This is a genomic window from Bacillus sp. Bwzl_19 (assembly GCF_054900515.1).
In genome coordinates, this window is record NZ_CM142729.1 from 2,642,009 (window position 1) to 2,665,000 (window position 22,992).

At 46.7% G+C, this 22,992-nt stretch carries 26 protein-coding genes and 13 tRNA genes (1 of these 39 running past the window's edge); 11 read left to right on the forward strand and 28 right to left on the reverse strand.

Features of this window, described 5'->3' with window-relative positions; translation table 11 throughout:
- Positions 1–94 precede the first annotated feature (94 nt).
- Entirely contained in the window at positions 95–1,678 is a 1,584-nt protein-coding gene (gene pckA / locus ACW5MY_RS13965) for a phosphoenolpyruvate carboxykinase (ATP) (protein ID WP_013353268.1), read from the forward strand.
- Between the two features lie 42 nt (positions 1,679–1,720).
- Here the strand turns inward: pckA and ACW5MY_RS13970 are convergent, their stop codons facing one another.
- Together ACW5MY_RS13970 and ACW5MY_RS13975 are read right to left on the reverse strand one after the other, a co-directional pair.
- Positions 1,721–1,963, reverse strand: a complete 243-nt coding sequence (locus ACW5MY_RS13970; RefSeq protein ID WP_013353269.1) for a DUF2584 domain-containing protein — start codon at positions 1,961–1,963, stop codon at positions 1,721–1,723.
- A gap of 57 nt (positions 1,964–2,020) precedes the next feature.
- Positions 2,021–2,794 (reverse strand): alpha/beta hydrolase family protein, encoded by a 774-nt coding sequence (locus ACW5MY_RS13975; RefSeq protein WP_013353270.1) that lies wholly within the window; start codon positions 2,792–2,794, stop codon positions 2,021–2,023.
- Between the two features lie 139 nt (positions 2,795–2,933).
- Between ACW5MY_RS13975 and ACW5MY_RS13980 the strand changes: the two genes are divergently transcribed.
- The 3 genes from ACW5MY_RS13980 to ACW5MY_RS13990 are packed head-to-tail and all read left to right on the forward strand — an operon-like array spanning position 2,934 to position 5,519.
- Positions 2,934–3,938, forward strand: coding sequence for an ABC transporter substrate-binding protein (locus ACW5MY_RS13980; protein ID WP_013353271.1), 1,005 nt, complete (start codon positions 2,934–2,936; stop codon positions 3,936–3,938).
- Positions 3,939–3,949: 11 nt separating this feature from the next.
- The gene (locus ACW5MY_RS13985) at positions 3,950–4,732 is read left to right on the forward strand and encodes an ABC transporter ATP-binding protein (RefSeq protein WP_013353272.1); all 783 of its coding nucleotides are present in this window, start codon (positions 3,950–3,952) and stop codon (positions 4,730–4,732) included.
- Entirely contained in the window at positions 4,707–5,519 is an 813-nt protein-coding gene (locus ACW5MY_RS13990) for an ABC transporter permease (RefSeq protein ID WP_013353273.1), read from the forward strand. The genes ACW5MY_RS13985 and ACW5MY_RS13990 overlap by 26 nt, the downstream gene beginning before the upstream one ends.
- A 34-nt stretch (positions 5,520–5,553) precedes the next feature.
- Here ACW5MY_RS13990 and ytkD read toward each other — a convergent pair whose 3' ends face one another.
- From ytkD to ACW5MY_RS14005, 3 genes are all read right to left on the reverse strand, one after another.
- Positions 5,554–6,033: an RNA deprotection pyrophosphohydrolase gene (gene ytkD / locus ACW5MY_RS13995; protein WP_013353274.1), complete on the reverse strand. Its 480-nt coding sequence runs from the start codon at positions 6,031–6,033 to the stop codon at positions 5,554–5,556.
- 132 nt (positions 6,034–6,165) lie between these two features.
- Positions 6,166–6,570 (reverse strand): phage holin family protein, encoded by a 405-nt coding sequence (locus ACW5MY_RS14000; protein WP_014470850.1) that lies wholly within the window; start codon positions 6,568–6,570, stop codon positions 6,166–6,168.
- A gap of 135 nt (positions 6,571–6,705) precedes the next feature.
- The gene (locus ACW5MY_RS14005) at positions 6,706–7,143 is read right to left on the reverse strand and encodes a Dps family protein (RefSeq protein ID WP_003152242.1); all 438 of its coding nucleotides are present in this window, start codon (positions 7,141–7,143) and stop codon (positions 6,706–6,708) included.
- A 124-nt stretch (positions 7,144–7,267) separates the two neighbouring features.
- Here ACW5MY_RS14005 and ytzI point away from each other — a divergent pair, with 124 nt between their 5' ends.
- Positions 7,268–7,417: a YtzI protein gene (gene ytzI, locus ACW5MY_RS14010; protein WP_013353276.1), complete on the forward strand. Its 150-nt coding sequence runs from the start codon at positions 7,268–7,270 to the stop codon at positions 7,415–7,417.
- Here the strand turns inward: ytzI and ACW5MY_RS14015 are convergent.
- Complete coding sequence (locus ACW5MY_RS14015; RefSeq protein ID WP_013353277.1) at positions 7,414–7,857, reverse strand: FixH family protein; 444 nt, start codon at positions 7,855–7,857, stop codon at positions 7,414–7,416. The genes ytzI and ACW5MY_RS14015 overlap by 4 nt on opposite strands.
- 116 nt (positions 7,858–7,973) lie before the next feature.
- On the reverse strand, positions 7,974–8,447 hold the full coding sequence (locus ACW5MY_RS14020) for an S-ribosylhomocysteine lyase (RefSeq protein ID WP_013353278.1): 474 nt from the start codon (positions 8,445–8,447) through the stop codon (positions 7,974–7,976).
- Positions 8,448–8,572: 125 nt separating this feature from the next.
- On the opposite strand from ACW5MY_RS14020, the gene yidD reads away from it, so the two are divergent.
- The gene (gene yidD / locus ACW5MY_RS14025) at positions 8,573–8,800 is read left to right on the forward strand and encodes a membrane protein insertion efficiency factor YidD (protein WP_013353279.1); all 228 of its coding nucleotides are present in this window, start codon (positions 8,573–8,575) and stop codon (positions 8,798–8,800) included.
- Here the strand turns inward: yidD and ACW5MY_RS14030 are convergent.
- A complete protein-coding gene (locus tag ACW5MY_RS14030) occupies positions 8,797–9,366 on the reverse strand; it encodes a beta-class carbonic anhydrase (protein ID WP_013353280.1) in 570 nt (189 codons plus the stop codon). The genes yidD and ACW5MY_RS14030 overlap by 4 nt on opposite strands.
- 126 nt (positions 9,367–9,492) lie before the next feature.
- Positions 9,493–9,741, reverse strand: coding sequence for a type B 50S ribosomal protein L31 (locus ACW5MY_RS14035; RefSeq protein WP_003152229.1), 249 nt, complete (start codon positions 9,739–9,741; stop codon positions 9,493–9,495).
- 196 nt (positions 9,742–9,937) lie between these two features.
- On the opposite strand from ACW5MY_RS14035, the gene ACW5MY_RS14040 reads away from it, so the two are divergent.
- From ACW5MY_RS14040 to ACW5MY_RS14050, 3 genes are read left to right on the forward strand one after another with little or no spacing between them, the layout of a single operon-like run.
- Positions 9,938–11,269 carry a cytochrome ubiquinol oxidase subunit I gene (locus ACW5MY_RS14040; RefSeq protein WP_014470851.1) on the forward strand — a complete coding sequence of 444 codons (1,332 nt, stop codon included), beginning with the start codon at positions 9,938–9,940 and terminating at the stop codon, positions 11,267–11,269.
- 22 nt (positions 11,270–11,291) lie between these two features.
- A complete protein-coding gene (locus ACW5MY_RS14045; protein ID WP_013353282.1) occupies positions 11,292–12,332 on the forward strand; it encodes a cytochrome d ubiquinol oxidase subunit II in 1,041 nt (346 codons plus the stop codon).
- Positions 12,333–12,389: 57 nt separating this feature from the next.
- Positions 12,390–12,548: a DUF1540 domain-containing protein gene (locus tag ACW5MY_RS14050; RefSeq protein ID WP_014470852.1), complete on the forward strand. Its 159-nt coding sequence runs from the start codon at positions 12,390–12,392 to the stop codon at positions 12,546–12,548.
- 172 nt (positions 12,549–12,720) lie between these two features.
- Here ACW5MY_RS14050 and menC read toward each other — a convergent pair whose 3' ends face one another.
- The 6 genes from menC to ACW5MY_RS14080 all read right to left on the reverse strand — a co-directional run bounded on the left by menC (position 12,721) and on the right by ACW5MY_RS14080 (position 20,218).
- On the reverse strand, positions 12,721–13,836 hold the full coding sequence (menC, locus tag ACW5MY_RS14055) for an o-succinylbenzoate synthase (RefSeq protein ID WP_013353285.1): 1,116 nt from the start codon (positions 13,834–13,836) through the stop codon (positions 12,721–12,723).
- Entirely contained in the window at positions 13,833–15,296 is a 1,464-nt protein-coding gene (locus ACW5MY_RS14060) for an o-succinylbenzoate--CoA ligase (protein WP_013353286.1), read from the reverse strand. Before ACW5MY_RS14060 ends, menC begins: the two co-directional genes overlap by 4 nt.
- Positions 15,297–15,383: 87 nt before the next feature.
- Positions 15,384–16,202, reverse strand: coding sequence for a 1,4-dihydroxy-2-naphthoyl-CoA synthase (menB, locus tag ACW5MY_RS14065; RefSeq protein WP_013353287.1), 819 nt, complete (start codon positions 16,200–16,202; stop codon positions 15,384–15,386).
- 58 nt (positions 16,203–16,260) lie between these two features.
- Positions 16,261–17,085, reverse strand: a complete 825-nt coding sequence (gene menH, locus ACW5MY_RS14070; protein ID WP_289393847.1) for a 2-succinyl-6-hydroxy-2,4-cyclohexadiene-1-carboxylate synthase — start codon at positions 17,083–17,085, stop codon at positions 16,261–16,263.
- The gene (gene menD, locus ACW5MY_RS14075; RefSeq protein ID WP_014470854.1) at positions 17,073–18,809 is read right to left on the reverse strand and encodes a 2-succinyl-5-enolpyruvyl-6-hydroxy-3-cyclohexene-1-carboxylic-acid synthase; all 1,737 of its coding nucleotides are present in this window, start codon (positions 18,807–18,809) and stop codon (positions 17,073–17,075) included. Before menD ends, menH begins: the two co-directional genes overlap by 13 nt.
- The gene (locus tag ACW5MY_RS14080; RefSeq protein WP_289393848.1) at positions 18,806–20,218 is read right to left on the reverse strand and encodes an isochorismate synthase; all 1,413 of its coding nucleotides are present in this window, start codon (positions 20,216–20,218) and stop codon (positions 18,806–18,808) included. Before ACW5MY_RS14080 ends, menD begins: the two co-directional genes overlap by 4 nt.
- Positions 20,219–20,501: 283 nt before the next feature.
- Between ACW5MY_RS14080 and ACW5MY_RS14085 the strand changes: the two genes are divergently transcribed.
- Together ACW5MY_RS14085 and ACW5MY_RS14090 are read left to right on the forward strand one after the other, a co-directional pair.
- A complete protein-coding gene (locus ACW5MY_RS14085) occupies positions 20,502–21,221 on the forward strand; it encodes a TraR/DksA C4-type zinc finger protein (protein WP_013353291.1) in 720 nt (239 codons plus the stop codon).
- A 143-nt stretch (positions 21,222–21,364) separates the two neighbouring features.
- Positions 21,365–21,835, forward strand: coding sequence for a TspO/MBR family protein (locus ACW5MY_RS14090; RefSeq protein WP_013353292.1), 471 nt, complete (start codon positions 21,365–21,367; stop codon positions 21,833–21,835).
- Between the two features lie 34 nt (positions 21,836–21,869).
- Here ACW5MY_RS14090 and ACW5MY_RS14095 read toward each other — a convergent pair.
- The 13 genes from ACW5MY_RS14095 to ACW5MY_RS14155 all read right to left on the reverse strand — a co-directional run.
- Positions 21,870–21,941 (reverse strand) — tRNA-Glu (locus ACW5MY_RS14095).
- A gap of 3 nt (positions 21,942–21,944) precedes the next feature.
- Positions 21,945–22,035 (reverse strand) — tRNA-Ser (locus tag ACW5MY_RS14100).
- A 3-nt stretch (positions 22,036–22,038) separates the two neighbouring features.
- Positions 22,039–22,113, reverse strand: a tRNA-Asn gene (locus ACW5MY_RS14105).
- Between the two features lie 10 nt (positions 22,114–22,123).
- A tRNA-Ile gene (locus ACW5MY_RS14110) sits at positions 22,124–22,200 on the reverse strand.
- Positions 22,201–22,215: 15 nt separating this feature from the next.
- Positions 22,216–22,289 (reverse strand) — tRNA-Gly (locus ACW5MY_RS14115).
- A gap of 9 nt (positions 22,290–22,298) precedes the next feature.
- Positions 22,299–22,374, reverse strand: a tRNA-His gene (locus tag ACW5MY_RS14120).
- 21 nt (positions 22,375–22,395) lie between these two features.
- Positions 22,396–22,471, reverse strand: a tRNA-Phe gene (locus ACW5MY_RS14125).
- A gap of 11 nt (positions 22,472–22,482) precedes the next feature.
- A tRNA-Asp gene (locus tag ACW5MY_RS14130) sits at positions 22,483–22,559 on the reverse strand.
- 6 nt (positions 22,560–22,565) lie between these two features.
- Positions 22,566–22,642 (reverse strand) — tRNA-Met (locus tag ACW5MY_RS14135).
- Between the two features lie 19 nt (positions 22,643–22,661).
- A tRNA-Ser gene (locus ACW5MY_RS14140) sits at positions 22,662–22,754 on the reverse strand.
- 7 nt (positions 22,755–22,761) lie between these two features.
- Positions 22,762–22,838 (reverse strand) — tRNA-Ile (locus ACW5MY_RS14145).
- A 2-nt stretch (positions 22,839–22,840) separates the two neighbouring features.
- Positions 22,841–22,917, reverse strand: a tRNA-Met gene (locus ACW5MY_RS14150).
- Between the two features lie 20 nt (positions 22,918–22,937).
- Positions 22,938–22,992: transfer RNA gene (locus tag ACW5MY_RS14155), tRNA-Ala, on the reverse strand (it continues 18 nt past the right edge of the window).

A 22,992-nucleotide genomic window follows, 5' to 3' on the forward strand; every position in this document is an offset into this window, starting at 1 on the left:
AAAAAATAATAAATAGTATAGACTATTTTTATATATATGTTATACTAATTCCACATTCAGCGAAATACAAATAAACCGGCAAAGGAAGGTTTTTATGAAATTAGTTGATTTAACCGCAGATCTTCAAGCGTTACTCGCAAGTCCGAATGTGCATCATAATTTATCAGCTCCAAAACTTACTGAAAAAGTGATCAGCCGAAATGAAGGAACGCTGACATCAACAGGCGCCGTACGCGCCACTACCGGCGCATATACGGGCCGATCACCTAAAGATAAATTTATCGTTCGTGAAAAAAGCACAGAAAATCAAATTGATTGGGGCGCGGTGAACCAGCCCATTTCTGAAGAAGCGTTTGAAAAGCTGTACGCCAAAGTCGTCAGCTACTTAAAACAGAGAGATGAACTGTTTGTTTTTGAAGGATTCGCAGGCGCAGATGAAAAATACAGACTGCCGATTACAGTCGTAAATGAATTTGCGTGGCATAATTTATTCGCGCGCCAGCTGTTTATCAGACCGGAGACGAATGAAAAAGATCCGCAAGCACAGCCGTTTACCATTCTTTCAGCTCCGCATTTTAAAGCTGATCCGGAAACGGACGGCACGCATTCTGAAACATTTATTATTGTATCCTTCGAAAAGCGCGTCATTTTAATCGGCGGCACCGAGTACGCCGGAGAAATGAAAAAATCAATATTCTCGATTATGAACTTTCTGCTCCCGCAGCAGGATATTCTGCCGATGCACTGCTCAGCCAACGTCGGTGAAAAAGGCGATGTCGCCCTGTTTTTCGGTCTTTCCGGCACTGGGAAAACGACGCTTTCAGCCGATGCGGACCGGAAACTGATCGGCGATGACGAGCACGGCTGGTCTGATTCCGGCGTTTTTAACATTGAAGGCGGATGTTACGCTAAATGTATAAATCTGAGCGAAGAAAAAGAACCGCAGATTTTTCACGCGATCCGCTTCGGGTCTGTTCTTGAGAATGTTGTGCTTGATGAGAAAACGGGTGAGGCGGATTACGACAATTCCTTCTACACGGAAAACACAAGAGCCGCATATCCGATTGAGATGATCGGCAATATCGTGCAGCCTAGCATTGCCGGCCACCCGCAGGCGATCGTCTTTTTAACGGCGGATGCATTCGGTGTGCTCCCTCCGATCAGCAAACTGACGAAGGAGCAGGCGATGTATCATTTCTTAAGCGGGTACACCAGCAAACTTGCCGGAACCGAACGCGGTGTGACATCTCCGCAAACGACTTTTTCCACGTGCTTCGGTTCACCGTTCCTGCCGCTTCCGGCTCACGTATATGCCGAAATGCTCGGGAAGAAAATCGACGAACACGGCGTTCAAGTCTTTCTGGTCAACACAGGCTGGACCGGCGGAGGGTACGGAGTCGGAGAGCGGATGAAACTTTCGTATACAAGAGCGATGGTCAAAGCCGCAATTGACGGCACGCTTGATCAGACAGACATGACAGCAGACAGCATTTTCGGTCTGCACAGCCCCGTTCATGTTCCGGGCGTTCCGGATGAGGTTCTTCAGCCTGAAAACACATGGAGCGATAAAAAAGCATACAACGAAAAAGCGCTGTTTTTAGCCAATGAGTTCAAAGAAAACTTTAAAAAGTTTTCCCATGCAGACTCCATTGCCAAAGCCGGCGGACCTCTCGTTTAACCAAAAAAGCCAAGGGCGTATATGCCCTCGGCTTTTGTTTTTTCAATTTGTCGAATGAAGCGAAGTGAGTCTGTATGTAATGCTTGTCCGGCCGTTCGCCCACTCGAGCTTTTGGACTTCACCCGTGCCGGATTTCTCGCCGTTTTTTGTTTTGCGCACGTCCATCGGAATATCGAGAGGATAGACCCGATAGCCCTCTTTCTCTAATAAAAAGATATTTTCCTCTATCCGTTTTTCATTGCCTTTAGTCACAATCATAGTATTAAATTCTACAGGCATTCCCAAAATGAAAATCCCCTTTCATTCTCTTTTTCTATATTATCATATCATAAATCCGGCATCTTACCTTGTCTTCATCCATTCCGCCAGACGCCGGACAATGCGTCTGTTTTCCTGCGGGGGAAAATAATGCGTAAAACCGCTGTAATACCAGGTCTCCACCGGTTTCCCCGTCTCTTTCAGCTTGTCCTCAATCATCCTGGCGTGCTCGATCGAGACATTTTCATCATTCTCGCCATGGATGAGCAGCACAGGCGCCTGAATGCGGTCTGCTTTTTCAAACGGCGAACGCCATCTGTATTCATCCGGCACCTTTTTCGGCGTGCCGCCGATCACCCGCTTCATCATCCGCCGCAAATCCTTCCGCTCTTCATAAGTGAGCGCCATGTCACTCACACCGCCCCAGGAAACGAGCGAAGCCGCTTGATGCCCCATCTCGATCGCAGTCAAAAGACCCATGATTCCGCCCCGGGAAAATCCGAAAATATGAATCCGCCCTTCCCTGACGTTCGGATGCTCCTGAAGCAGACGGAAAGCCGAAAACGCGTCCTCTCTGTCCTCTCCCGCAAAATCTTCATTCCCCTCGCCGCCCTGATTGCCTCTGTAATAAGGCGCAAACACGACAAAGCCTTGGGAAGCGAATTGAACGATTCTTCCCGGACGAACCATGCCGACATTTTTAATACCGCCGCGCAAATATAAAAAACCGTCGTATGTTCCCGGCGCCGCAGGCTCGGCAAGGAGCCCCTTTACCTTCAGCCCTTCTGACTCATAGCACACCGTAAAGAGGCGGACATGCGGACTCGGAGACGGAAACCTTTTCTTTTCAACAAGCAAAACAAATGAGCCTCCTTCCATCATCAGTTTTTTATTCTTTCCCAACCTGAATATGGGCACTCACACATTTTTTATACCCATCATACGATATGTAAAGCAAAAAAGGTTAATTTAACGCTTAAAACAAGGAGGTTACACCGTGAACAAATGGCTCAAAACGAGCTGCGTCTTTGTCATATGCTCCTTTTTCCTGCTCATTCTTCCGGCCTGCCGACAGGAAGAAAGTCTGACGAAGGTAAAGGTGGCGGAAGTCACACACTCCATCTTCTATACCCCTATGTATGTCGCTGAAGCGAAAGGTTTCTTTAAAAAAGAAGGGCTTCACGTTTCACTTCAAACCACATGGGGCGGAGACAAAACGATGACATCGCTTTTGTCAAACGGCTCTGATATCGCGCTGGTCGGTTCTGAAACGTCCATTTACGTGGAAGCGCAAGGAGCAAAAGATCCTATCATCAACTTCGCGCAGCTGACACAGACAGACGGTACATTTCTCGTGGCGCGAAAGGATGTGACATCATTCAAGTGGGACGATTTAAAAGGAAAAACATTTCTCGGCCAGCGTAAAGGCGGCATGCCCCAAATGGCCGGTGAGTACGTCCTGAAGAAGCATCACATACAGCCGAAAAAAGACATTAACCTGATTCAGAACATTGATTTCGCCAATATTTCCAACGCATTCGCATCCGGAACCGGTGATTATGTCCAGCTGTTTGAACCGACGGCATCCCAATTTGAAAAAGAAGGCATCGGCCATATCGTCGCATCCTTCGGAGAAGCTTCCGGCCAAGTGCCTTACACAACCTTTATGGCAAAAGAAAGCTATTTAAAAAACAATGAAAAAACGGCGGAAAAATTCACCCGCGCCATCTACCGCGCCCAGCAATGGGTGGAAAGCCATCCGGCCAAAGACATCGCAAAAACGATTCAAAAGGAATTTGCCGATACCGACCCTGCCATTATTGAAGCATCGATAGACCGTTATAAAAAACAAAAATCATTCTCTTCTGACCCCGTTCTGCAAGAAGATGAATGGGAACAGCTTCAATCTATTATGGATGAAGCCGGGGAGCTCCCGAAACATATTCCGTACAGCAAACTCGTCAACACAAAAATCGCCAAAAAAGTCACCTCAGAACAATAGGAGGAACATGAATGTCTTTTTTACATGTGGATCATGTGACACATACTTATTTCTCGCTGAAAGAAAAAACAACCGCCGTGAAAGATATACATCTTCATATTGAAAAAGGGGATTTCATCTCCTTTCTCGGACCGAGCGGATGCGGTAAAACAACACTCCTATCCATTCTTGCCGGCCTTATTGCCCCTGCACAAGGCCGGGTGCTGATTGAAGGCAGCGTGCCGAACCATAAAGAACACCAAATCGGCTATATGCTTCAGCAGGATTATTTATTTCCTTGGAAATCAATTGAGGAAAACGTGCTGCTCGGTTTACACATTTCCAAAACATTAACAGAAGAAAAGAAAGCTGAAGTTCTCGGCCTTCTGCCTAAGCTCGGATTAATCGGCGTCGAAAAAAAATATCCGAAAGAGCTGTCAGGGGGAATGCGGCAGCGGGCGGCACTTGCCAGAACGCTTGCCCCGGACCCGGGCCTGCTGCTTCTTGATGAGCCGTTTTCGGCGCTGGACTTTCAAACGAAGCTTTCTTTAGAAAACCTTGTCTTCAGAACATTAAAGGATTTTCAAAAAACAGCCGTGCTCGTCACCCACGATATCGGTGAAGCCATCGCGATGAGCGATACGATCTATTTATTTTCGAATCAGCCGGGAACGATCCACCAAATTTTCACCGTGCCTAAGGAGCTCGCCGCCTTAGATCCGTTTGACGCGCGTCAGGACCCGGCCTTTCAGCCGCTGTTTCAAACCATATGGAAGGAGCTGAATTCCCTTGAAAAACAGCAGCGGCACGATTGAAGAGCTTCATCAGCAGTTTAAGAAAAAACACCAAAAAGAAAAACGCCGGATTCGTGCGTATCAGGCCGCCATTTTTATCGTATTTTTTGCAGGGTGGGAAATATCGAGCAAAGCGGGCTGGATCGATCCGTTAATTTTCAGCTCCCCCTCTGCCGTTTGCAGGCTCTTAGTTGAAAAGATTGCGGACGGATCCCTCGCGGCGCACATCGGTGTCACATTAGGCGAAACCGTTCTCGGCTTTTTGCTCGGCACCCTTCTCGGCACATGTCTCGCCGCTCTGTTATGGTGGTCAAACAGGCTCGCCCGGATTTTAGACCCGTACCTCGTCATTTTAAACGCGATGCCGAAGGTCGCACTCGGACCGATTCTCATCGTCGCACTCGGACCGAATTTTACAAGTATCGTAGCCATGGGAGCAGTCATCAGTGTCATTATCACGACAATCGTCGTCTTTACGGCTTTTCAGGAAGTGGATGAAAATTATATTAAGGTCATGAAAACATTTGGAGCGAAAAGGCGCATCATGTTTAAAGAAGTCATTCTGCCGGCGTGTGCCCCCGCCATTGTTTCTGCGCTTAAAGTGAATGTCGGTTTATCCTGGGTCGGTGTCATTGTCGGCGAGTTTCTCGTTTCCGAAAAAGGTTTAGGCTACATGATCATATACGGATTTCAAGTCTTCAATTTCACCCTTGTATTTTTAAGCCTTCTGATCATCGCGATTTTTGCGACATTAATGTATCAGGGAGTGGAACTGTTAGAGAGAAAATGGACGAAAGGAAAAATATAAAAAAGACCCGTGCGGAAACGCCGGGTCTTCGTTTCTATGATTGAAATACGCCATCTTCTTTCAGCTTTTTCAGGCTTATCGGAAGCACCGAATCTTTCATAATGAAACTGAACTTTTTATTTCGCGGGAGATTCTCCGGCAGTTCGCTGAACAGCACCGGCCCCTTTGTTTCAAAATAATCAGCCTGTTTTTCAAGCTTTTCAATATCGGCAAAATAAATATTCTTAACGATTACCTTTTCCCTGCCGAGCACTTTATACTGTCCGACGTACTGAAGGTGTCTTACCGCGGCGCCGGTCTCTTCTTTTACCTCGCGCAGGGCCGCTTCCTCCGCACATTCCATCGGCTCCACTTTTCCGCCCGGAAATTCAAACCCCCGGTCTTCGTGCTCAGTCAAAAGCCACTTGTCACCATATCGGCATATGACCCATACGTGCTTCGGGCTGTCTGAAAAAGGCTGGTGTTCAAAGGAGAGCTGAACAGTGTTCTGATAATAGTCTTTAAACTCGTACATGTTTATCCCTCTAATCCGTTCCTTCGTATCTTCCATACATCATACCACAGTTGCGTTTGTTCGGAAGCCCTTTATCAAAAATTCAGAGGAAAACCATCATACCCGCTAGTATAGCCTCCTATGAAGCAAATGTTACGGTTTGCGCTTGAATTTATTTTTCAGGGTGTCCAAAAGGTCGACGAGCACCTGCGGAACCGGGATGCCCAGCGAGCTTGCCGTAATCACAATCTGTATCGATTCGTATAAAATATAAAACATGATAGCCAAATTGCGGATGGAGCCTTCGGTATGAAGCAGCTGATCAAAAAAATGGCAAACTGAGACTAATGACAAGGTCACGATTTTTTTGACCAGCCGCGCAAAAAGCTTTTTTGGGCTCAGCTGTTGCAAAAGAGATTCCTTTAAGCTTGTACTGATAAATTCGATCGCCATGACCGATAGCAAAATCAGAAACGAATACTGAAAACCGCCGAAGAAAAATCCCGCTGCCGACACGATCACTGCAAAAAACGAAAAGATGCCAAAGTCTCTGCCCACTTGATCCAACATCCTTTCACAGAAACGGCCTTACATTATTCTATGAAAGGTGAATAGAACGGACTGGATTTTTCAGAAAAATGGACAACCAAATAAAAGACCGGATGCTCTAAAGCCCCGGCCTTCCCTTGTTAATTATCCTAAATACGCTTTCAGCATCCAGTTATGTTTTTCGATATTCTGGTGAATGGCAAGCAGCATATCTCCGGTCGTTTCGTCACCGACTTCATCTGCGAGATCCATTCCGCTTTTCAGTTCCTCTGCAATGACAGTGAAGTCATCATAAATGTTCTGTACCATTTGTTCTGCGCTCTCATTGCCTTCCGCTTCTTTTATAGATGCAGTCTTCAATGATTCCGTCATTGTGCCGATCGGCTTGCCGTTTAATGCCAGCAGACGCTCTGCCAAGTCATCAATATATGTAGCCGTTTCGTTATACAGCTCCTCGAACTTTTCATGCAGTGTAAAAAAGTCCTTCCCTTTGACGTACCAATGATAGTTATGTAATTTCACATACATGACCGTCCAGTTTGCAACTTGTTTATTGACTGCTTCCAATAGTTTTTCTGACATGCCTATCTTCCTCCTTTGGTTTACTATTGATATACCCTTTATATCGTTTGTTAAAACATAAATTTTTAGCCCTTGATTTTACGTCTGGAAAATATGTTATTATTTGTTAAAAAGGAGGGATTTCATGCTGCTTCTTCTGAGTCTCGGCTTTCTTATCGTGCTTGCCGTGCTGCTTTTATCCATCTGGTCGACCGTAAGAGCCTATAATGTAAAGCATACGATTGATCCGCCGCAGGACGAATCAAACGGCTTGACGCACAAAAACAAACCTTAATGATGATGCGTCTGTTCCTCATGGCCGGAGGAATCATCGGCAGCTTCAGCATCTCCGACACGCACTTTTACAGTCGGCATATTGTGCTGCTGTTTTGCCGTTACGTGGGATTGAACGGTATACACACCCTCTTCGTCAAATTCAGTCCGCAGATGATACGCCCCTTTTTCCTCCTTGGCCTTGCTTGTTTTGCTGCTGCCTTTTTTTCCTTCTTTCCATACTTCAAACATGACTTCATCCGCATCCGTGACGCGCTTTCCGCCGTAAAAAACATCCGCCTTGTATTCTGCTTTTTCATGCGGCTTTACCGTTTCCGGTCCCGTAAGCTTGACCTCAAGCGCTTTAGGCTTTTCATCCGCGGAGGTTTTGTCCGAATTGCCCCCGCAAGAAGATAAAAGAAATACCATACCGCACATACCTGCCAATACAGCCCGTTTCATTCCATCACTCCCTCGTGTTTGCTTCTATTTTAGCAAACGCTTACACATAAGGTGTGACATTTTTTAGAAATATGTAAAAAAAGCCTTTTTGCATGACAGCAAAAAGGCCTGTTTTTTTATCCGAACACTTTCAGCAAATCTTCTTTATCCTGTGACAGCCAGAAACGCATTAGGCGTTTCGCGCCTTCCAAATCATGAAGTTTCGCCTGGCCGCACTGTTTTTCGTTGGCTGCCGGAATCTCCGTAATATCGATGGCTTCTTTCAGTGTAGCGTCAAGCAGGTCAACAATCTCTTCCGCTGTCGGCTCACCGCTCACAACCAGATAATATCCTGTCTGGCAGCCCATTGGTGAAATATCTATGATGTCGAAGTGATTGTATTTCTCAGAATGTGTGCGGATCGTAAACGCAAGCAAGTGCTCAAGCGTATGAATCGTATCCGGCTTCATCGCCTGTTTGTTCGGCTGGCAGAAGCGGATGTCAAACTTATTCACGACGCCGTCTGTTCCGACTTTATGCACTCCGCAATGTCTTACATACGGAGCCACAACCGCGTTATGGTCAAGCTCAAAACTTTCTACTGAAGGCATAATGGCACTCCCTTTTTTTCAGAATATGCACCCATTATAACACAGTTTTCCGATAAGAATTGCGGCGGACGCTTTTCAATCTGAAATTTTTTTTCTATACTAGCATCAGAAAGGTGGTTTTTTTGATGAAAACCATAATGATTGCGTTAATCCGCGGATACCAGAAGTTCATCTCTCCGCTGACGCCGCCGTCATGCCGCTTTTATCCGACGTGTTCGCAGTACGGAATCGAGGCCGTCAAGACTCACGGCGCACTAAAAGGCGGATGGCTGACACTGAAGCGAATTTTAAGGTGCCATCCTTTTCATCCGGGCGGGGTTGATCCCGTACCGGAAAAAAAACAAAAGCATTAGTCCATATGCTGATAGCCGTCGATCACCAGATCAAGCTTGCCGGTTTCAGGATCAATCACAAGACCGTGCACCGGCACGTTATCAGGGAATAGAGGATGGTGTTTAATGACGTTTACGCTGTCTGTAACACTCGCTTCTACAGAATCAAAGCTTTTCAGCCATTGATCAAGATCAACACCTGAGTACTTCAGCATGTCAATCCGCTCTTTCGGAATACCGCGGTCAATAATTTTACCGAGCATATCCTCGCTGTTGATTTTGCTCATACCGCAATCATGATGCCCGATAACGCAGACTTCATCAGCGTTTAATTCGTATACGGCCACTAAAAGGCTGCGCATAATGCTTCCGAATGGGTGGGCGACAAGCGCGCCGGCACTTTTAATAATTTTCACATCGCCGTTTCGCATGTTCATCGCATGCGGAAGCAATTCAACAAGGCGTGTGTCCATGCAGGACAAAATCGCCATCTTTTTATCCGGGAATTTAGATGTTTGGTATTTTTCATACTCTTTGTTTTTAGTAAACTGCTCATTAAATGTCATGATATCGTTTAGAAGACTCATCTTGGTGTTTCCTTTCTGCTTTTTTATTCACAATATAACATAAAGCGGGTCCTTTCGTCACTCCCCGCTCTTGATGACAAAGTTGCAGACGGCTCAAAAAATAAGACAAACCCCCTCGGGCTTGTCTTATTTCCCCATATTGTATTTTTTGTTGAACTGTTCGACTCTCCCGCCTTTTTCGTTGAACTTTTGGCGGCCTGTATAAAACGGATGCGTATCTGAGCTGACTTCTACTTTAATCAGCGGGTATGTTTTTCCGTCTTCCCACTCTGCTGTTTCCTCTGATGTTTTCGTTGAATGGCTTAAAAACCGGTAGCCGCTGTTCACATCTTGAAAAATCACTTGATGGTTATCCGGATGAATATCTTTTTTCATGCTGATCTCCCTTTCTTTAAATCGTAATTATTACGCTTTATTCTAAACCTTAAATAGGCGCTTGTCAATCATATATGCCCCGATCCCTTGATTTCTAAACCCTGCACATATATGGAATCAGAAGAATAATTTAATGGCTTCAGCAAATAATATAACCACATTACATAAAACGGTAATTAGAAAGGCGGTTTATGACGTGGATGATTTAGTATTAGCCAGAAGCCTGTTCGGGACAACCATGGGCTTTCATATTATTTTCGCGACGCTTGGTGTCGGTTTGCCTCTGATGATTTTAATGGCTGAATTAATTTATCAAAAAACAAAAGATCCGCATTATGCCATTATGGCGAAAAGATGGACAAAGGCGCAGGCTGTTCTGCTCGGCGTGGCGATACCGACCGGAACGATCGCGGGTACACAGCTTGCCCTTTTGTGGCCCGGATTCATGGAAGTCATCGGCAGAGTGATGTCACTTCCGTTTCAAATTGAAATTTATGCTTTCTTTATCGAAGCGCTGTTTATGTCCATTTATGTCTATGCCGCTGACCGGCTGACTCCGGCGATGCGCATCATTGCCGTCATTTTCGTTTTGATCGGCGCCGCGGCATCTGCCGTCTTAATCACAAATGTTCACGCATTTGAAGGAACGCCGGCCGGCTTTAAAATTTTAAACGGCAAAATCACTGACGTCGAACCGTGGGCGGCATTTTTTAATCCAAGCTTTTTCACCACCGCGGGCCATGTCGTTCTGACGGCTTTCATGACCGGTGCATTTATCGTCGCGTCAGTAGCCGCTTATAAAATGCTGAGAACGAGAAAACAGGAGCAGGTATACCGTTTTCACCGGAAAGCGCTTCTGCTCGCTTTAACGATCGGCGGAATCTTTTCTATTATTGCCTCTTTAAACGGACACGAGTCAGCTCAGCTCCTTTACGAATACCAGCCTGAGAAGCTTGCGGGCGCAGAAGGGCTGTTTGAAACAAGGTCACACGCTCCGCTTGCGATCGGCGGTTTTACCGACGCAAAAGAAGAAAAAGTAAAATGGGCGATAGAAGTGCCGTGGGCTTTAAGCTTTTTGGCTGCAAACAGCTTTGACACAGTCGTCAAAGGCTTGAACGCGTTTCCGAAAGACGAGTGGCCGCCTTTATTCATCCATACACTGTTTAACGGAATGGTCGGCATCGGAATGCTGCTCATTTTGTACTCCGTCATCGGCATCGTGTGGAGAAAAATATTAAAGAAAGACAGCTTTCCGACTTGGCTTTTGATTTTATTTTTAACCGCGGGACCGCTTAGTCTGATCGGCATTGAATTCGGATGGATATTCGCTTGTACTGGGCGGCAGCCATGGGTGATTTATCATCTTCTGAAAACGTCAGATGTCGTCACGACAACTGGTTCAATCGGTTTGCTGTTCATCCTGTTTACGGTGGTTTACGCCATTTTGGCGGCCGCAGTCATTTATGTGCTGCTGTATTATTTCCGCAAACATCCCGTTGAGGAGGATGTAAAAGCGGCGGAATCTTAACAACAGAAAGGGCTGAATTGAAATGGACATTACCATGGATGCTCTCATCGCGATATCCATCGTATGGGGCTTCGTGTTTATCTACGCGGTTATGGCAACGATGGACTTCGGAGCCGGTTTTTGGTCTATGATTTATTTAAATAAAGAACAAACAAAGGCGACTAACATCGCCAACCGTTATTTATCCCCGACATGGGAAGTGACCAATGTCTTTATCGTCGCGATCGTTGTCGCCCTTTTCAGTTTCTTTCCCGGGGCAACTTTCGTGCTGGGTACCGTTTTATTGATTCCGGGGAGTATCATTTTGCTGCTTTTAGCTATCCGAAGCGGCTTTCTCGTTTTCTCCAATACGGCGAAAGAAAGAAAAATCATGAGATATATCTCCGGAATTTCAGGCTTCATTATTCCTGCTGTGCTGATTTTGGTACTTCCGGTGACACACGGAGGATTTATCGAGAAAACGGGCGGGGTGTATCACTTGAATTTGGCAAATGTCTTTACAAGCCCGAATGCGTATGCCTTTATCGGCTTTGCCATTTTAAGCACTTTATTTTTATCTTCGCTGCTTCTGGCCGACTTTTCAAATGTTGCGGAAGAGGAGCATGCGTATCGCATATACAGACGGAGCTCTTTAATAACAGGGCCGCTGTCTCTTCTTTTTGCGATCTTCATTATGCTGACATTGCGTACGGAAGCCGGCTGGCTGTATACGGGAATGATGAAAGACCTGACATGGCTCATCCTGTCTGTCATTACATTTATCATTGCCGGTATCGCTCTGTTTTTGCCGAATAAACGCTTCGGCAGAAACCTCGGCAAACCGAGGATCGCCATGATTGCCATTGCGCTGCAATACTTTCTGGCAAGCTATGCGTACGGACGGGCTCATCTTCCTTATATGATTTATCCCGACATTACGGTCATGTCAGGATTTACGGAACCCGCAACCTTCAGGGCGCTGTTTATGACGTATATCGTCGCGTTCATCATTTTGTTTCCCGGATTTTATTTCTTCTGGAAGCTCTTTATGAAAGACAGACGTTATATCCGCCAGGAGGAATAACAAAAATCGGGGCGGCTCATACTAATGGCGTACCTTTTATTTGGGAGGGGAATCAGCATGGACCAAAAAATTCTGTGTGAAGTCAATAACTGCTCATATTGGGGCAAAGGAAACAAATGCACGGCCGACGCTATTTATGTTGTCAGCCATACAGGCGAAACCGCTGAAAAAAGTGAAGAAACGGATTGCAAAACCTTTAAACCGCATGATTTATAAAAAAAAGAGCTGTTTTTATACAGCTCTTTTTAATTTCCGCGCCGCACTGCTCACATTTATCAAGTAAAAAAACCGGCTTTAACAGCCGGTTCAAACGGGGAAGGGGTGATGATGAACAGTTTCAATATAACAGCGGCATACAGAATGCTCAACTTGCTGAAATATCGTTTTATCAGCTGTTTGTCGTAAAAACGTCCATTTGGGTGACGTATTTTCTCATTATTTCCTGATTAACTTCGACACCCAGCCCGGGACCGTCCGGAACAGAGATAAATCCCTCTTCGATACGGATGTCAGGAGTGATAATATCCTCCTCCCAGTATCGGTCTGATGAGGAAATGTCCCCCGGTATCGTAAATTGCGGCAGCGAAGCAAGCGCCACTGTCTGCGCTCTCGAAATGCCGGTCTCAAACATTCCGCCGCACCATACCGGCATGTGATGCTCTCTGCATAAATCATGTATTTTTAAAGCCTCTGTCAGACCACCTACACGCGCCGGTTTTATATTAATGATTTTACAGCTTCCAAGCTCAATCGCACGCCTCGCGTCATCAAATGAGCATATGCTTTCATCAAGACATATCGCCGTTCTCAAGTGTTTTTGCAGGTGGCGGTGATCGACAATATCATCTGCCTGAAGCGGCTGTTCTATCATCATTAATTGGAATTCATCCAATTCTTTCAGCCTGCTGATGTCTTTCAGTTCATACGCTGAGTTGGCATCCGCCATGAGCGGTACATTCGGAAAACGGCTGCGGATGGCTCTGACCAAATCAACGTCATTGCCGGGCTGAATTTTTATTTTTATACGTTGATAACCTTCTTTTACGTATTGCTCAATTTCCCGAAGCATCTCATCAGCCGAAGCAAGACCCACTACGACGCCGGCGGGCACTTTATCTTTTTTGCCTCCCAAGGCTTCTGCGAGAGAAATCCCCTTTTTCTTGGCATATAAATCCCACACGGCTGATTCAAGGCCCGCTTTTGCCATGCGGTTTCCTTTAAAACGCTCGAGACAGTCAGGCACGTCTGACGGGTGGGAAAATTCGCGGCCTACGACATTTGGAATAAAAAAATCTTTCAGCATATGCGCGCATGTCTGAATCGTTTCTTCTGTATACCACGGGGAAGAAAACGCCGATACCTCTCCCCAGCCGGTTCTCCCGGTTTCGTCGATCGCTTCCACGATCAAAAATTTACGGTCGTGCAGAGTTTCAATACTTGTTTTAAATGGTTTTTTTAGCCTCATACTCACATGATAAAGGGTGATTTTTTCAATCTTAATCATGACAATTCTCCTTTACGAAGCTCATTAAGCCGATGCCTCATCAGTTTATTGGACGCGTTCCGCGGAAGCTCGTCAACCGCGAAAAAAGCAGCCGGTATTTTATATTTTGCAAGACGTTCACGGCAAAAAGCGGTCAGCTCCTCTGAACTGACAGAAGAAGTCAAAACGAGAAAGGCATGCGGCACTTTCCCCCACTTCGGATCTTCGGCTCCTGAAACACCGGCTTCCGCTACAGCCGGATGGGCAAGCAGCGCCGCTTCAACTTCAGCCGGGTAGATGTTCTCTCCGCCTGAAATGATGAGATCCGACCGTCTGTCCAGCACATATAAAAACCCTTCATCATCCAAATAGCCAAGATCGCCCGTTTTGAACCAGCCATTATGAAAAGCGGCCTGATTCGCTTCGTCACGATGATAGTACCCTTTCATCACATTCGGCCCTTTCACCGTAATCTCACCATGTTCAAACGGCGCACAGCGATTTCCGTCTTTTTCAATTCTGATTTCACATGAAAACAGCGGTTTACCTGCCGAGCCGAGCTTTTCCATGCTGAATTCAGGAGAAAGCGTGACAATCTGTGAGCAGGTTTCGGTCAAGCCATAAGACTGGAAGACCGGAAATTGTTTCCTGCGGCATTCTTCAAGAAGCGGCAGCGGTGCCGGCCCCCCGCCTAGCAGAATGCAACGCAGTGATTCAGGACATTGTTCAGTCTCCGAAAGCAGACCCGACAGCATGGTCTGCACAGCCGATATGATCGTGACCCGGTGTGAGCTGATGCTGTCCAGCACATCAGTGACAGAAAATTTTTGGTGAAGCACGACAGGCATGCCGTAAATGACCGATTTAAACAGTGCAGACAGGCCGCTGATATGAAAAAGCGGCAGCGCAATAAGCCAGCGGTCCCGCTCCGTGACCCCCAGATTCAGCGCAGATGATACAGCGCTGGAATAATGGTTTCCGAAAGTCTGCTGCACCCCCTTCGGCCTTCCCGTTGTTCCTGACGTATACATAAGAGTCGCCGTATCATCGAGCGTTACATATTCTTCCGGCTCAATGTCTCCCGCCTCTTCAGCCTGCAGCTCGTCCACATCTGCGGTGGCGACTGCAGATTCATAATCTTCCCGGCGAAAACCGTCCTCCGTCAATAAAAGCTTCGCCTGTGAATCTTCGAGCTGAAACAGCCGTTCTTGTTTTGAGAGCTTCGTATTTAACAGCACCGCTTCCATTCCTAATAAGAAGCAGGCGTGAACGGCATAAACCATTTCAGGTCTGTTAGAAAGCAAAATCGCGACACGGTCTCCTTTTTTAAGCGTGTAGTATTCGGACAGCCGCGCGGCCATTTGTTTAGAAGCATGGTACAATTCTTTGAATGTCATCTGTTTGTTTTCAAATATGAGAGCGATTCTCTCAGGTGTCAGCTGAGCCCTTTGAATGAGCCAATTTGGCTGTTCTGTCAGCATGTTATCATCTCCGAGGTAAAAGTACTTTTTTTGAAAAGAAAACAGCTTGGACCAGAGCGGCTCAAGCTGTTTCGTAGTGTCATCTGATCACGGAAAACGAGGGAACTGACCGAAATCGGGACTGCGTTTCTCTTTAAAGGAATCGCGGCCTTCTTTCGCTTCGTCTGTCGTGTAATAAAGAAGCGTTGCATCTCCTGCAAATTGCTGAATTCCGGCAAGACCGTCTGTATCTGCGTTAAATGCCGCTTTAAGGAAACGAAGGGCTGTAGGGCTTTTCTCAAGCATTTCCTCACACCATTTAATTGTTTCCTCTTCAAGTTTCTCTAATGGGACAACCGTATTGACAAGCCCCATGTCGAGCGCTTCCTGCGCGTTGTATTGACGACACAGGTACCAGATTTCACGGGCTTTCTTATGTCCGACGATACGCGCCAGGTAGCCTGAGCCGTAACCGGCATCAAAGCTGCCCACTTTCGGCCCAGTCTGACCGAAAATCGCGTTATCAGCTGCAATCGTTAAATCACAGACGATATGAAGCACATGGCCTCCGCCGATGGCGTAGCCTGATACCATCGCTACAACCGGTTTTGGAATAACACGGATTAAACGCTGAAGATCAAGCACATTCAGACGCGGGATCTGATCGTCTCCGACATATCCGCCGTGACCGCGGACTTTTTGGTCCCCGCCTGAACAGAATGCCTTATCTCCCGCTCCCGCAAGAACGATGACACCAATCTCAGAGTCATCACGTGCGTAAGCAAATGCGTCAATCATTTCTGATACCGTCTTAGGAGTAAATGCGTTATGTACCTCCGGGCGGTTAATTGTTATTTTTGCAATACCGTTATACGTCTCGTACAGGATTTCATCGTACTGACGTTCACTTTTCCATTCTGCAGCCATTGATATGACCTCCTCTATTTTTGCATGAGTCCGGCCGAAAAGTCATTTTCTTTATGCTTTACAAGCCGTTTAAAAACTCACTTACTATCTTACCAAAAATTCGCGGCTGTTCCACATGAACCGTGTGCCCCGCCTGTTTGACAACCTCTATTTTACTTGATGGGAGCAGGTTATGCACCTTTTGATTAATGACGCAAAATTTTTCATCCCATTCACCGCATATGAGAAGAACCGGCGATTTGATGCGGTCTAATGCACTCCACCAGGAAGGCTGTGAGCCCGTCCCCATTCCGAGCAGACTGCCTGCAAGACCGGACGGATTATTTTTCAGCCGGCCGGCACGGATGGACGCCTTTACATTGTCCGGAAGAGAAAGCTGTGTGGCAAACAACGGAATGCTTTCCCAATAATCGACAAACGATGTTATGCCTTCCCGTAATATAAAGTCAGCAAGCTCCCGGTCTGACTGAATCCGCTTTTTGCGTTCCTCGAGCGTGCTGAGGCCAGGAGTTGAACTTTCCAGAACAAGCGCTGACACCCGATGCGGAAATGTCTGTGCAAAGGAGTAAGCAAGTCTTCCCCCCATAGAATACCCAATAAGTTTCACTTTGTGAAGTTTTAATTGATCAAAAACGGCGGCAAGGTCCGCCACCTGCCGGCTCGCACTATACCTTGCCGCTTGCACAGGCGCGTCTGTCTCTCCGTGGCCCAGGCAGTCAATCATCACCATTCGCTCGCCGGGAAACATTTCGCGTAAAAATTCCCATGATTCTTTACTGCCCGTAAACCCGTGCAGACAAACTATCGCTTCAGACGATTCGTGACCGCTGTCAGCCGCCCGATAGCACACACCGTCCGCCATTTTGACAGTTACAGCTTCCATTCTTTTTTCACTTCCTGGACTGCGGCCTGCAGCAGATCGCGATGGAATTGAACTCTTGATGTCCGATCTGTTTTCAGCTCGATAATATGAAGTCCGGGCTTGTCCGCCTGCGGCTGATACGCATCCTTAAATGCATCCCAAGTCTCAGGGCAAGTATACGTCCCGCCGTACAGTGCGGCGGCATGACGGAAATCAAGTCCCGTCGGCGTACCGAACAGTTCTTCAAAATGAGTTTTATCAGATGCCTGCGGCAAAAATGAGAAAATCCCGCCGCCATCATTGTTTATTAAAATAACCGTAAGCGGAATTCCAAGTTTTTTAGCCGCTAACAGCCCGTTTAAATCATGGTAAAACGATAAATCTCCAATCACAAGCGTGACAGGCGCCTTTGTTCCCTCACACAGTCCCATAGCCGAGGAAACAACCCCGTCAATTCCGTTAGCGCCGCGGTTGGCATAGACACGGAAGGAACGGTCTTGTTTTTCAAAGAAAGTATCCACGTCACGAATCGGCATGCTGTTGCCGACAAAAATCGAACTGCCCTCAGGAACAAGGTGCTGAAGCTGACGATATACATTCCCTTCAAATGATAAATCATCCATGTCCGCGGCCTTTAAATGGCTGCGGAACCGCTCATTGACAAACTGCCATTTCTCCAGCCATCCGGACGGCCGTTTTTCAGTTTCAGCTGAACGGACCGCTTCCAACAATACAGACGGATGGCAATGAATCATATGCGCGCCGGTCTGAGTGGGATCTCTCCACCCGCCGTCTTCATCAACGATAAACTGCTCAATGGCAGAATCGTCTCTGAGCCATAAAAAGAGCGGTTTGGAAACCGGCATCGGACCGAATCGGATCACAACGTCCGGACGCAGCGCCTCTTTTATCTCCTCATCTTTTAAGAATGAGTCATAGGCATCAATAATCAGCGCCTTATCATGCTTTCCGTTTCGGAGATTTGAAAGCGGGTCAGCCAAAATCGGGAATTGAAGCATCTCGGCAAGCGCGATGATCTGCTGTTTTTCTGCTTCACCGTGAATTTCGCCGCAGACGATCATACCCTTTTCGGCACTCGCAAGACGCTCTGTAATATGACGCAGAGAGGCTTGGTCAGCTGACTGAATCCCTGTTGTAACAGAGACATGCCGCCCAGCTCTCATTCTTTCAAAAGGCCGTGCTGACAAATCCGGCATCAAAGGCTCTCTGAGCGGCACATTGACATGCACAGGCCCCATCGGGCGTTTGCCCGCTTCACTTACGGCTCGGCCGGCCAATGTTCTGATATAACTCAGCATCTGAGGATTTTCCTCAGGAAGAGCTGAGTCTGTGAAAAACTTAACAAAGTTACCGAACAGAAAATGCTGGTTAATCGCCTGAGGCGCCCCTACTTCCCTTAATTCATGCGGCCGGTCAGCAGTCAGGACAATAAGAGGCACTCTTGAATAATGAGCTTCAATCACGGCCGGATAGAAGTTAGCCGCTGCCGTTCCTGACGTACAAATCAGCATGACCGGACGCTGGCGGGCTTTTGCAAGACCGAGTGCGAAAAAACCCGCGGATCGTTCATCAATCTGTATATGGACATGAATATCCGGGTGGGCCGCTGCCAAAACCGCCAGCGGAGTTGACCTCGATCCGGGACAAACGACTGCGTCGGTTATACCCGAAAGAGCGAATTCATCAATAAAGCTTCCGATATAATGTGTAATCGGGTTTGTCAAAGCCTTTCACCTCCTAAAGCAGAGATCATCGGCTTTAGTTTAATTTGTGTTTCTTCATATTCTGATTGCGGATCTGAATCTTCAACAATACCGCATCCTGCGAATAGGCGCGCACTTTGATCTTCAATCAGCCCTGATCGGATGGCCACGACAAATTCTCCGTTTTCCCTGCCGTCCATCCAGCCGATCGGAGCCGCGTACCATCCGCGTGTCATCGGTTCAATATCAGCGATAACTTCAATAGCTTTTTGCTGGGGCGCTCCGCCCAATGCCGGTGTCGGATGCAGCTTTTCAATCAAATCAAACAGCGAAGCGGACGTTTTAAGATGACCGACGATCGGCGTATATAAATGCTGAACACTTTTTGTTTTATATAGTTGCGGACCCGCCGGCTTTTTCACATCACTGCAGCTCGACAAAAAAGCATCGTGTATCATCTGAACCACAAAATCATGCTCCGCGAGATTTTTTCCGTCATGCAGCAATTCGTTGCCAAGACAGTCATCTTCTTGTTGATTTTTTCCGCGCTTAATTGAACCTGCCAGGCAGGACGACATGACGTCTTTGCCGGATTTTTTGATCAGCCGCTCTGGTGAAGCGCCGACAAAGCATTTATTTCCCTGCTCAATCGCAAAAACATAGCTTGTCGTTTGATCCGTCAAAAGCTTTCTGACAACGCTCTCCACCGGAATAGGCCCATCAAATGACAATACGACTTCCCTTGCCAGCACGACTTTATCATATTGATTTGCCTTCATATCATTTGTTGCTGTATTAATGGCTTCAAGCCAGTTTTCCACATCAAGTTCTTCCGCTTTTGTTAAAGCAGGATACTCCTCATACGCCATTGAAGAAACTGCAAAAGCTTCAGAAAAAGATTTCAGACGTTTCAGCACATCTTCTGCCTGATTACCGTCTGCCGCCCATTGATTGACGGTTAAATAATCACCATCCGCCGTCTTTGTCAGCATGAGTGAGGGAATAAAGAACAGTCCTTCTTCGAACCCGTTCCATTCGTCTCCTCTTTCTTCAGCGGGATTAAATGAAAAACCGCCGAATAAGACAGGACCGACCGCGGTATGCGCCGCCTCTTCTTCATGAATATGAAAAGCCGTCTTTTTAAAGCGCTCCCATTGTTCAAAAACGTCGTGATAACGCTTTTTGTTTTTTTCATTCGATTGGAACAGCGCTTCTGTGCCAAGACCGACTATTGTTAATTCACTACCGGGTTCTGACCAAAAAAATCGTTTGCCTTTATATTTTTTTGCTCCGTCTTTGAAAAATGATAGAGGGTCTAAAGACGCAATACGTCTTGAATAGCTCAATAAGACAGCATGGTTGACTTGTTTGGCTTTATGTAATGCATGATCTGCTTCCTCTCGGAACGTATGCTGCACCGTTGTCACCATGAGACATTCCTCCATAATCCGTTAAATGCTTTTAATACAATACACCTGTGATGACATTGTGTCAAACACACAGATGTGAGCACGACAAAATGCCTGCATTTCTTATTATAAACCTTTTTGCACAGATGAATAAAGAAACAAACTTGAATTTTCTTTCCCCACTCTCGGCAAACACTGTATCCTTTTACTTTACTGTGGAAAAGTGACCATTTTTATCCACCTTTTTTCTGTATCAAAAACGTTCATACTAACTGTAAGCATCACATAGAAACGAGGGAACGATGTGCTTACAAACGAACAGATCACACACTTGAAAAAAGAGCTAGAAGAAGCCAAACATGATATTTTAAGCCGTTTTAAAGAAAATGATCAATTTCAATTAACAGATGAATTCCCGTATCAGTCATCCGGCGAATTGTCTTCCTATGACAATCACCCCGGCGATCAGGCAACCGAGTTATACGAGCGTGAAAAAGACCTGGCTCTCCTCGACCATGAACGGGAGCATCTTCGCGATATTGATTACTCCTTGAAACAAATTGAAAACGGTACGTACGGCATATGTGAAGTCAGCGGCAAGGAGATCCCTTATGACAGACTGGAAGCTCTGCCGACTGCTACAACCTTGGCGGAATATTCCTCGCAGGATGCCGTTTCTAAAGACAGGCCGATTGAGGAGGAAACACCGTTCGGACAGTTTGAATTTGATGATGATGAATCAATACGGCCGCCATACGACAGTGAAGACTCTTATCAGGACGTTGAGAAATACGGAAACTCAGAAACGCCTCAGGATTTAGAGAATCCGCCTCTCAGCTACAACGATATGACAATGAACTCTGAAGAAAACATCGGCTATGTTGAGGATTATGAAAACTTCATCGCAACAGATATTACCGGAAAAAACATTTCTGTATATCCAAGCAGAGAACACGAAAAATATGAACAGGAACTGGACGAAGAAGGAATTATGACGACGTTCGGCGATCTTCATGCTGACTAAAACCCCGGCTTGCCGGGGTTTTAAGTTTGCAGCATTATTGCAATGAAAACTCATACACTGAAAGGGGTATGCGACTCTTTAAAAAGTTTGACCTTTACAAAATCGGGAATGAACGTATTGACATTGAATATCGGAAGGAATAGATGAAAAAGAAGTATATCGGTGCGATTATTGTATTTATCATTACATATGCCTTGTTTTCTTTAGCTGGGTTTCTCTTTCCCATCGACAGGGAATGGTACGACGCCCTTCACAAACCTGACTGGACGCCGAGCGGATCAGTTATCGGCATCATATGGGCGGTTTTGTTTGCGTTTATCTCGCTGTCAGCAGCCTTGATATACGCAAAATTTTCATATAAAGAATCCAAAGCTTTCTGGGTGATGCTTCTCATCAATTATATCGTTAATCAAGGATTCAGCTTTTTTCAATTCACACAGAAAAATTTGCTTGCTGCATCTATCGATTGCCTGCTTGTGGCCGTTACAACACTTAGCTTATTGATAATTGCCCGCAAATACAGTAAAGATTCAGCCTGGCTGCTGGTTCCTTATTTATTATGGAGTGTTTTTGCCACATACCTGTCTTTCACCATTTACACTATGAACTCATAATAAAAAACCTTGCATACTATGCAAGGTTCTTTAATGACCCGTACGGGATTCGAACCCGTGTTACCGCCGTGAAAGGGCGGTGTCTTAACCGCTTGACCAACGGGCCTTATGGCGGAGAAGGAGGGATTTGAACCCTCGCGCCGCTTACACGACCTACACCCTTAGCAGGGGCGCCTCTTCAGCCACTTGAGTACTTCTCCATATGGCTCCACAGGCAGGATTCGAACCTGCGACCGATCGGTTAACAGCCGATAGCTCTACCACTGAGCTACTGTGGAAAAATCATCATGGTGGGCCTGAGTGGACTCGAACCACCGACCTCACGCTTATCAGGCGTGCGCTCTAACCAGCTGAGCTACAGGCCCATGACAATAAAAAAATGGAGCGGGTGATGGGAATCGAACCCACGACATCAGCTTGGAAGGCTGAGGTTTTACCACTAAACTACACCCGCATTGTTGTTTGGGGCGATTGATGGGAATCGAACCCACGAGTGCCAGAGCCACAATCTGGTGCGTTAACCACTTCGCCACAACCGCCAAAACAATATTAAATTAAGATGGTGGCTCGGGACGGAATCGAACCGCCGACACACGGATTTTCAGTCCGTTGCTCTACCAACTGAGCTACCGAGCCTTTTTTATAAATGGCGGTCCGGACGGGACTCGAACCCGCGACCTCCTGCGTGACAGGCAGGCATTCTAACCAACTGAACTACCGGACCATTTTTTGGTTGCGGGGGCAGGATTTGAACCTGCGACCTTCGGGTTATGAGCCCGACGAGCTACCGAACTGCTCCACCCCGCGATGATAATTAAATTAGATATGGCGGAGGAAGAGGGATTCGAACCCCCGCGGGCTTTGACACCCCTGTCGGTTTTCAAGACCGATCCCTTCAGCCAGACTTGGGTATTCCTCCGTATATGTGGTGGACCTTGTAGGACTCGAACCTACGACCGGACGGTTATGAGCCGTCTGCTCTAACCAACTGAGCTAAAGGTCCAATGGTAGCGGCGGAGGGGATCGAACCCCCGACCTCACGGGTATGAACCGTACGCTCTAGCCAGCTGAGCTACACCGCCAAAAAACAATTAAAATCAAGTGGAGCCTAGCGGGATCGAACCGCTGACCTCCTGCGTGCAAAGCAGGCGCTCTCC

Excerpts from the sequence above, each read along its gene's own strand:
- ACW5MY_RS14035 (WP_003152229.1), bottom strand. The coding sequence starts at position 9,741 with ATGAAAAAAGATATTCATCCGGATAACCATCAAGTGATTTTTCAAGAT.
- pckA (WP_013353268.1), top strand. The coding sequence starts at position 95 with ATGAAATTAGTTGATTTAACCGCAGATCTTCAAGCGTTACTCGCAAGT.
- menH (WP_289393847.1), bottom strand. The coding sequence starts at position 17,085 with ATGGAAGCTGTAACTGTCAAAATGGCGGACGGTGTGTGCTATCGGGCG.
- ytkD (WP_013353274.1), bottom strand. The coding sequence starts at position 6,033 with ATGTACGAGTTTAAAGACTATTATCAGAACACTGTTCAGCTCTCCTTT.
- ACW5MY_RS14050 (WP_014470852.1), top strand. The coding sequence starts at position 12,390 with ATGGACCAAAAAATTCTGTGTGAAGTCAATAACTGCTCATATTGGGGC.
- ytzI (WP_013353276.1), top strand. The coding sequence starts at position 7,268 with ATGCTGCTTCTTCTGAGTCTCGGCTTTCTTATCGTGCTTGCCGTGCTG.
- ACW5MY_RS14020 (WP_013353278.1), bottom strand. The coding sequence starts at position 8,447 with ATGCCTTCAGTAGAAAGTTTTGAGCTTGACCATAACGCGGTTGTGGCT.
- ACW5MY_RS14045 (WP_013353282.1), top strand. The coding sequence starts at position 11,292 with ATGGACATTACCATGGATGCTCTCATCGCGATATCCATCGTATGGGGC.
- ACW5MY_RS14030 (WP_013353280.1), bottom strand. The coding sequence starts at position 9,366 with ATGAGTCTTCTAAACGATATCATGACATTTAATGAGCAGTTTACTAAA.
- menC (WP_013353285.1), bottom strand. The coding sequence starts at position 13,836 with ATGATTAAGATTGAAAAAATCACCCTTTATCATGTGAGTATGAGGCTA.
- ACW5MY_RS14080 (WP_289393848.1), bottom strand. The coding sequence starts at position 20,218 with ATGGTGACAACGGTGCAGCATACGTTCCGAGAGGAAGCAGATCATGCA.
- yidD (WP_013353279.1), top strand. The coding sequence starts at position 8,573 with ATGAAAACCATAATGATTGCGTTAATCCGCGGATACCAGAAGTTCATC.
- ACW5MY_RS13985 (WP_013353272.1), top strand. The coding sequence starts at position 3,950 with ATGTCTTTTTTACATGTGGATCATGTGACACATACTTATTTCTCGCTG.
- ACW5MY_RS14060 (WP_013353286.1), bottom strand. The coding sequence starts at position 15,296 with ATGCTGACAGAACAGCCAAATTGGCTCATTCAAAGGGCTCAGCTGACA.
- menB (WP_013353287.1), bottom strand. The coding sequence starts at position 16,202 with ATGGCTGCAGAATGGAAAAGTGAACGTCAGTACGATGAAATCCTGTAC.
- ACW5MY_RS14005 (WP_003152242.1), bottom strand. The coding sequence starts at position 7,143 with ATGTCAGAAAAACTATTGGAAGCAGTCAATAAACAAGTTGCAAACTGG.
- ACW5MY_RS14015 (WP_013353277.1), bottom strand. The coding sequence starts at position 7,857 with ATGAAACGGGCTGTATTGGCAGGTATGTGCGGTATGGTATTTCTTTTA.
- ACW5MY_RS14090 (WP_013353292.1), top strand. The coding sequence starts at position 21,365 with ATGAAAAAGAAGTATATCGGTGCGATTATTGTATTTATCATTACATAT.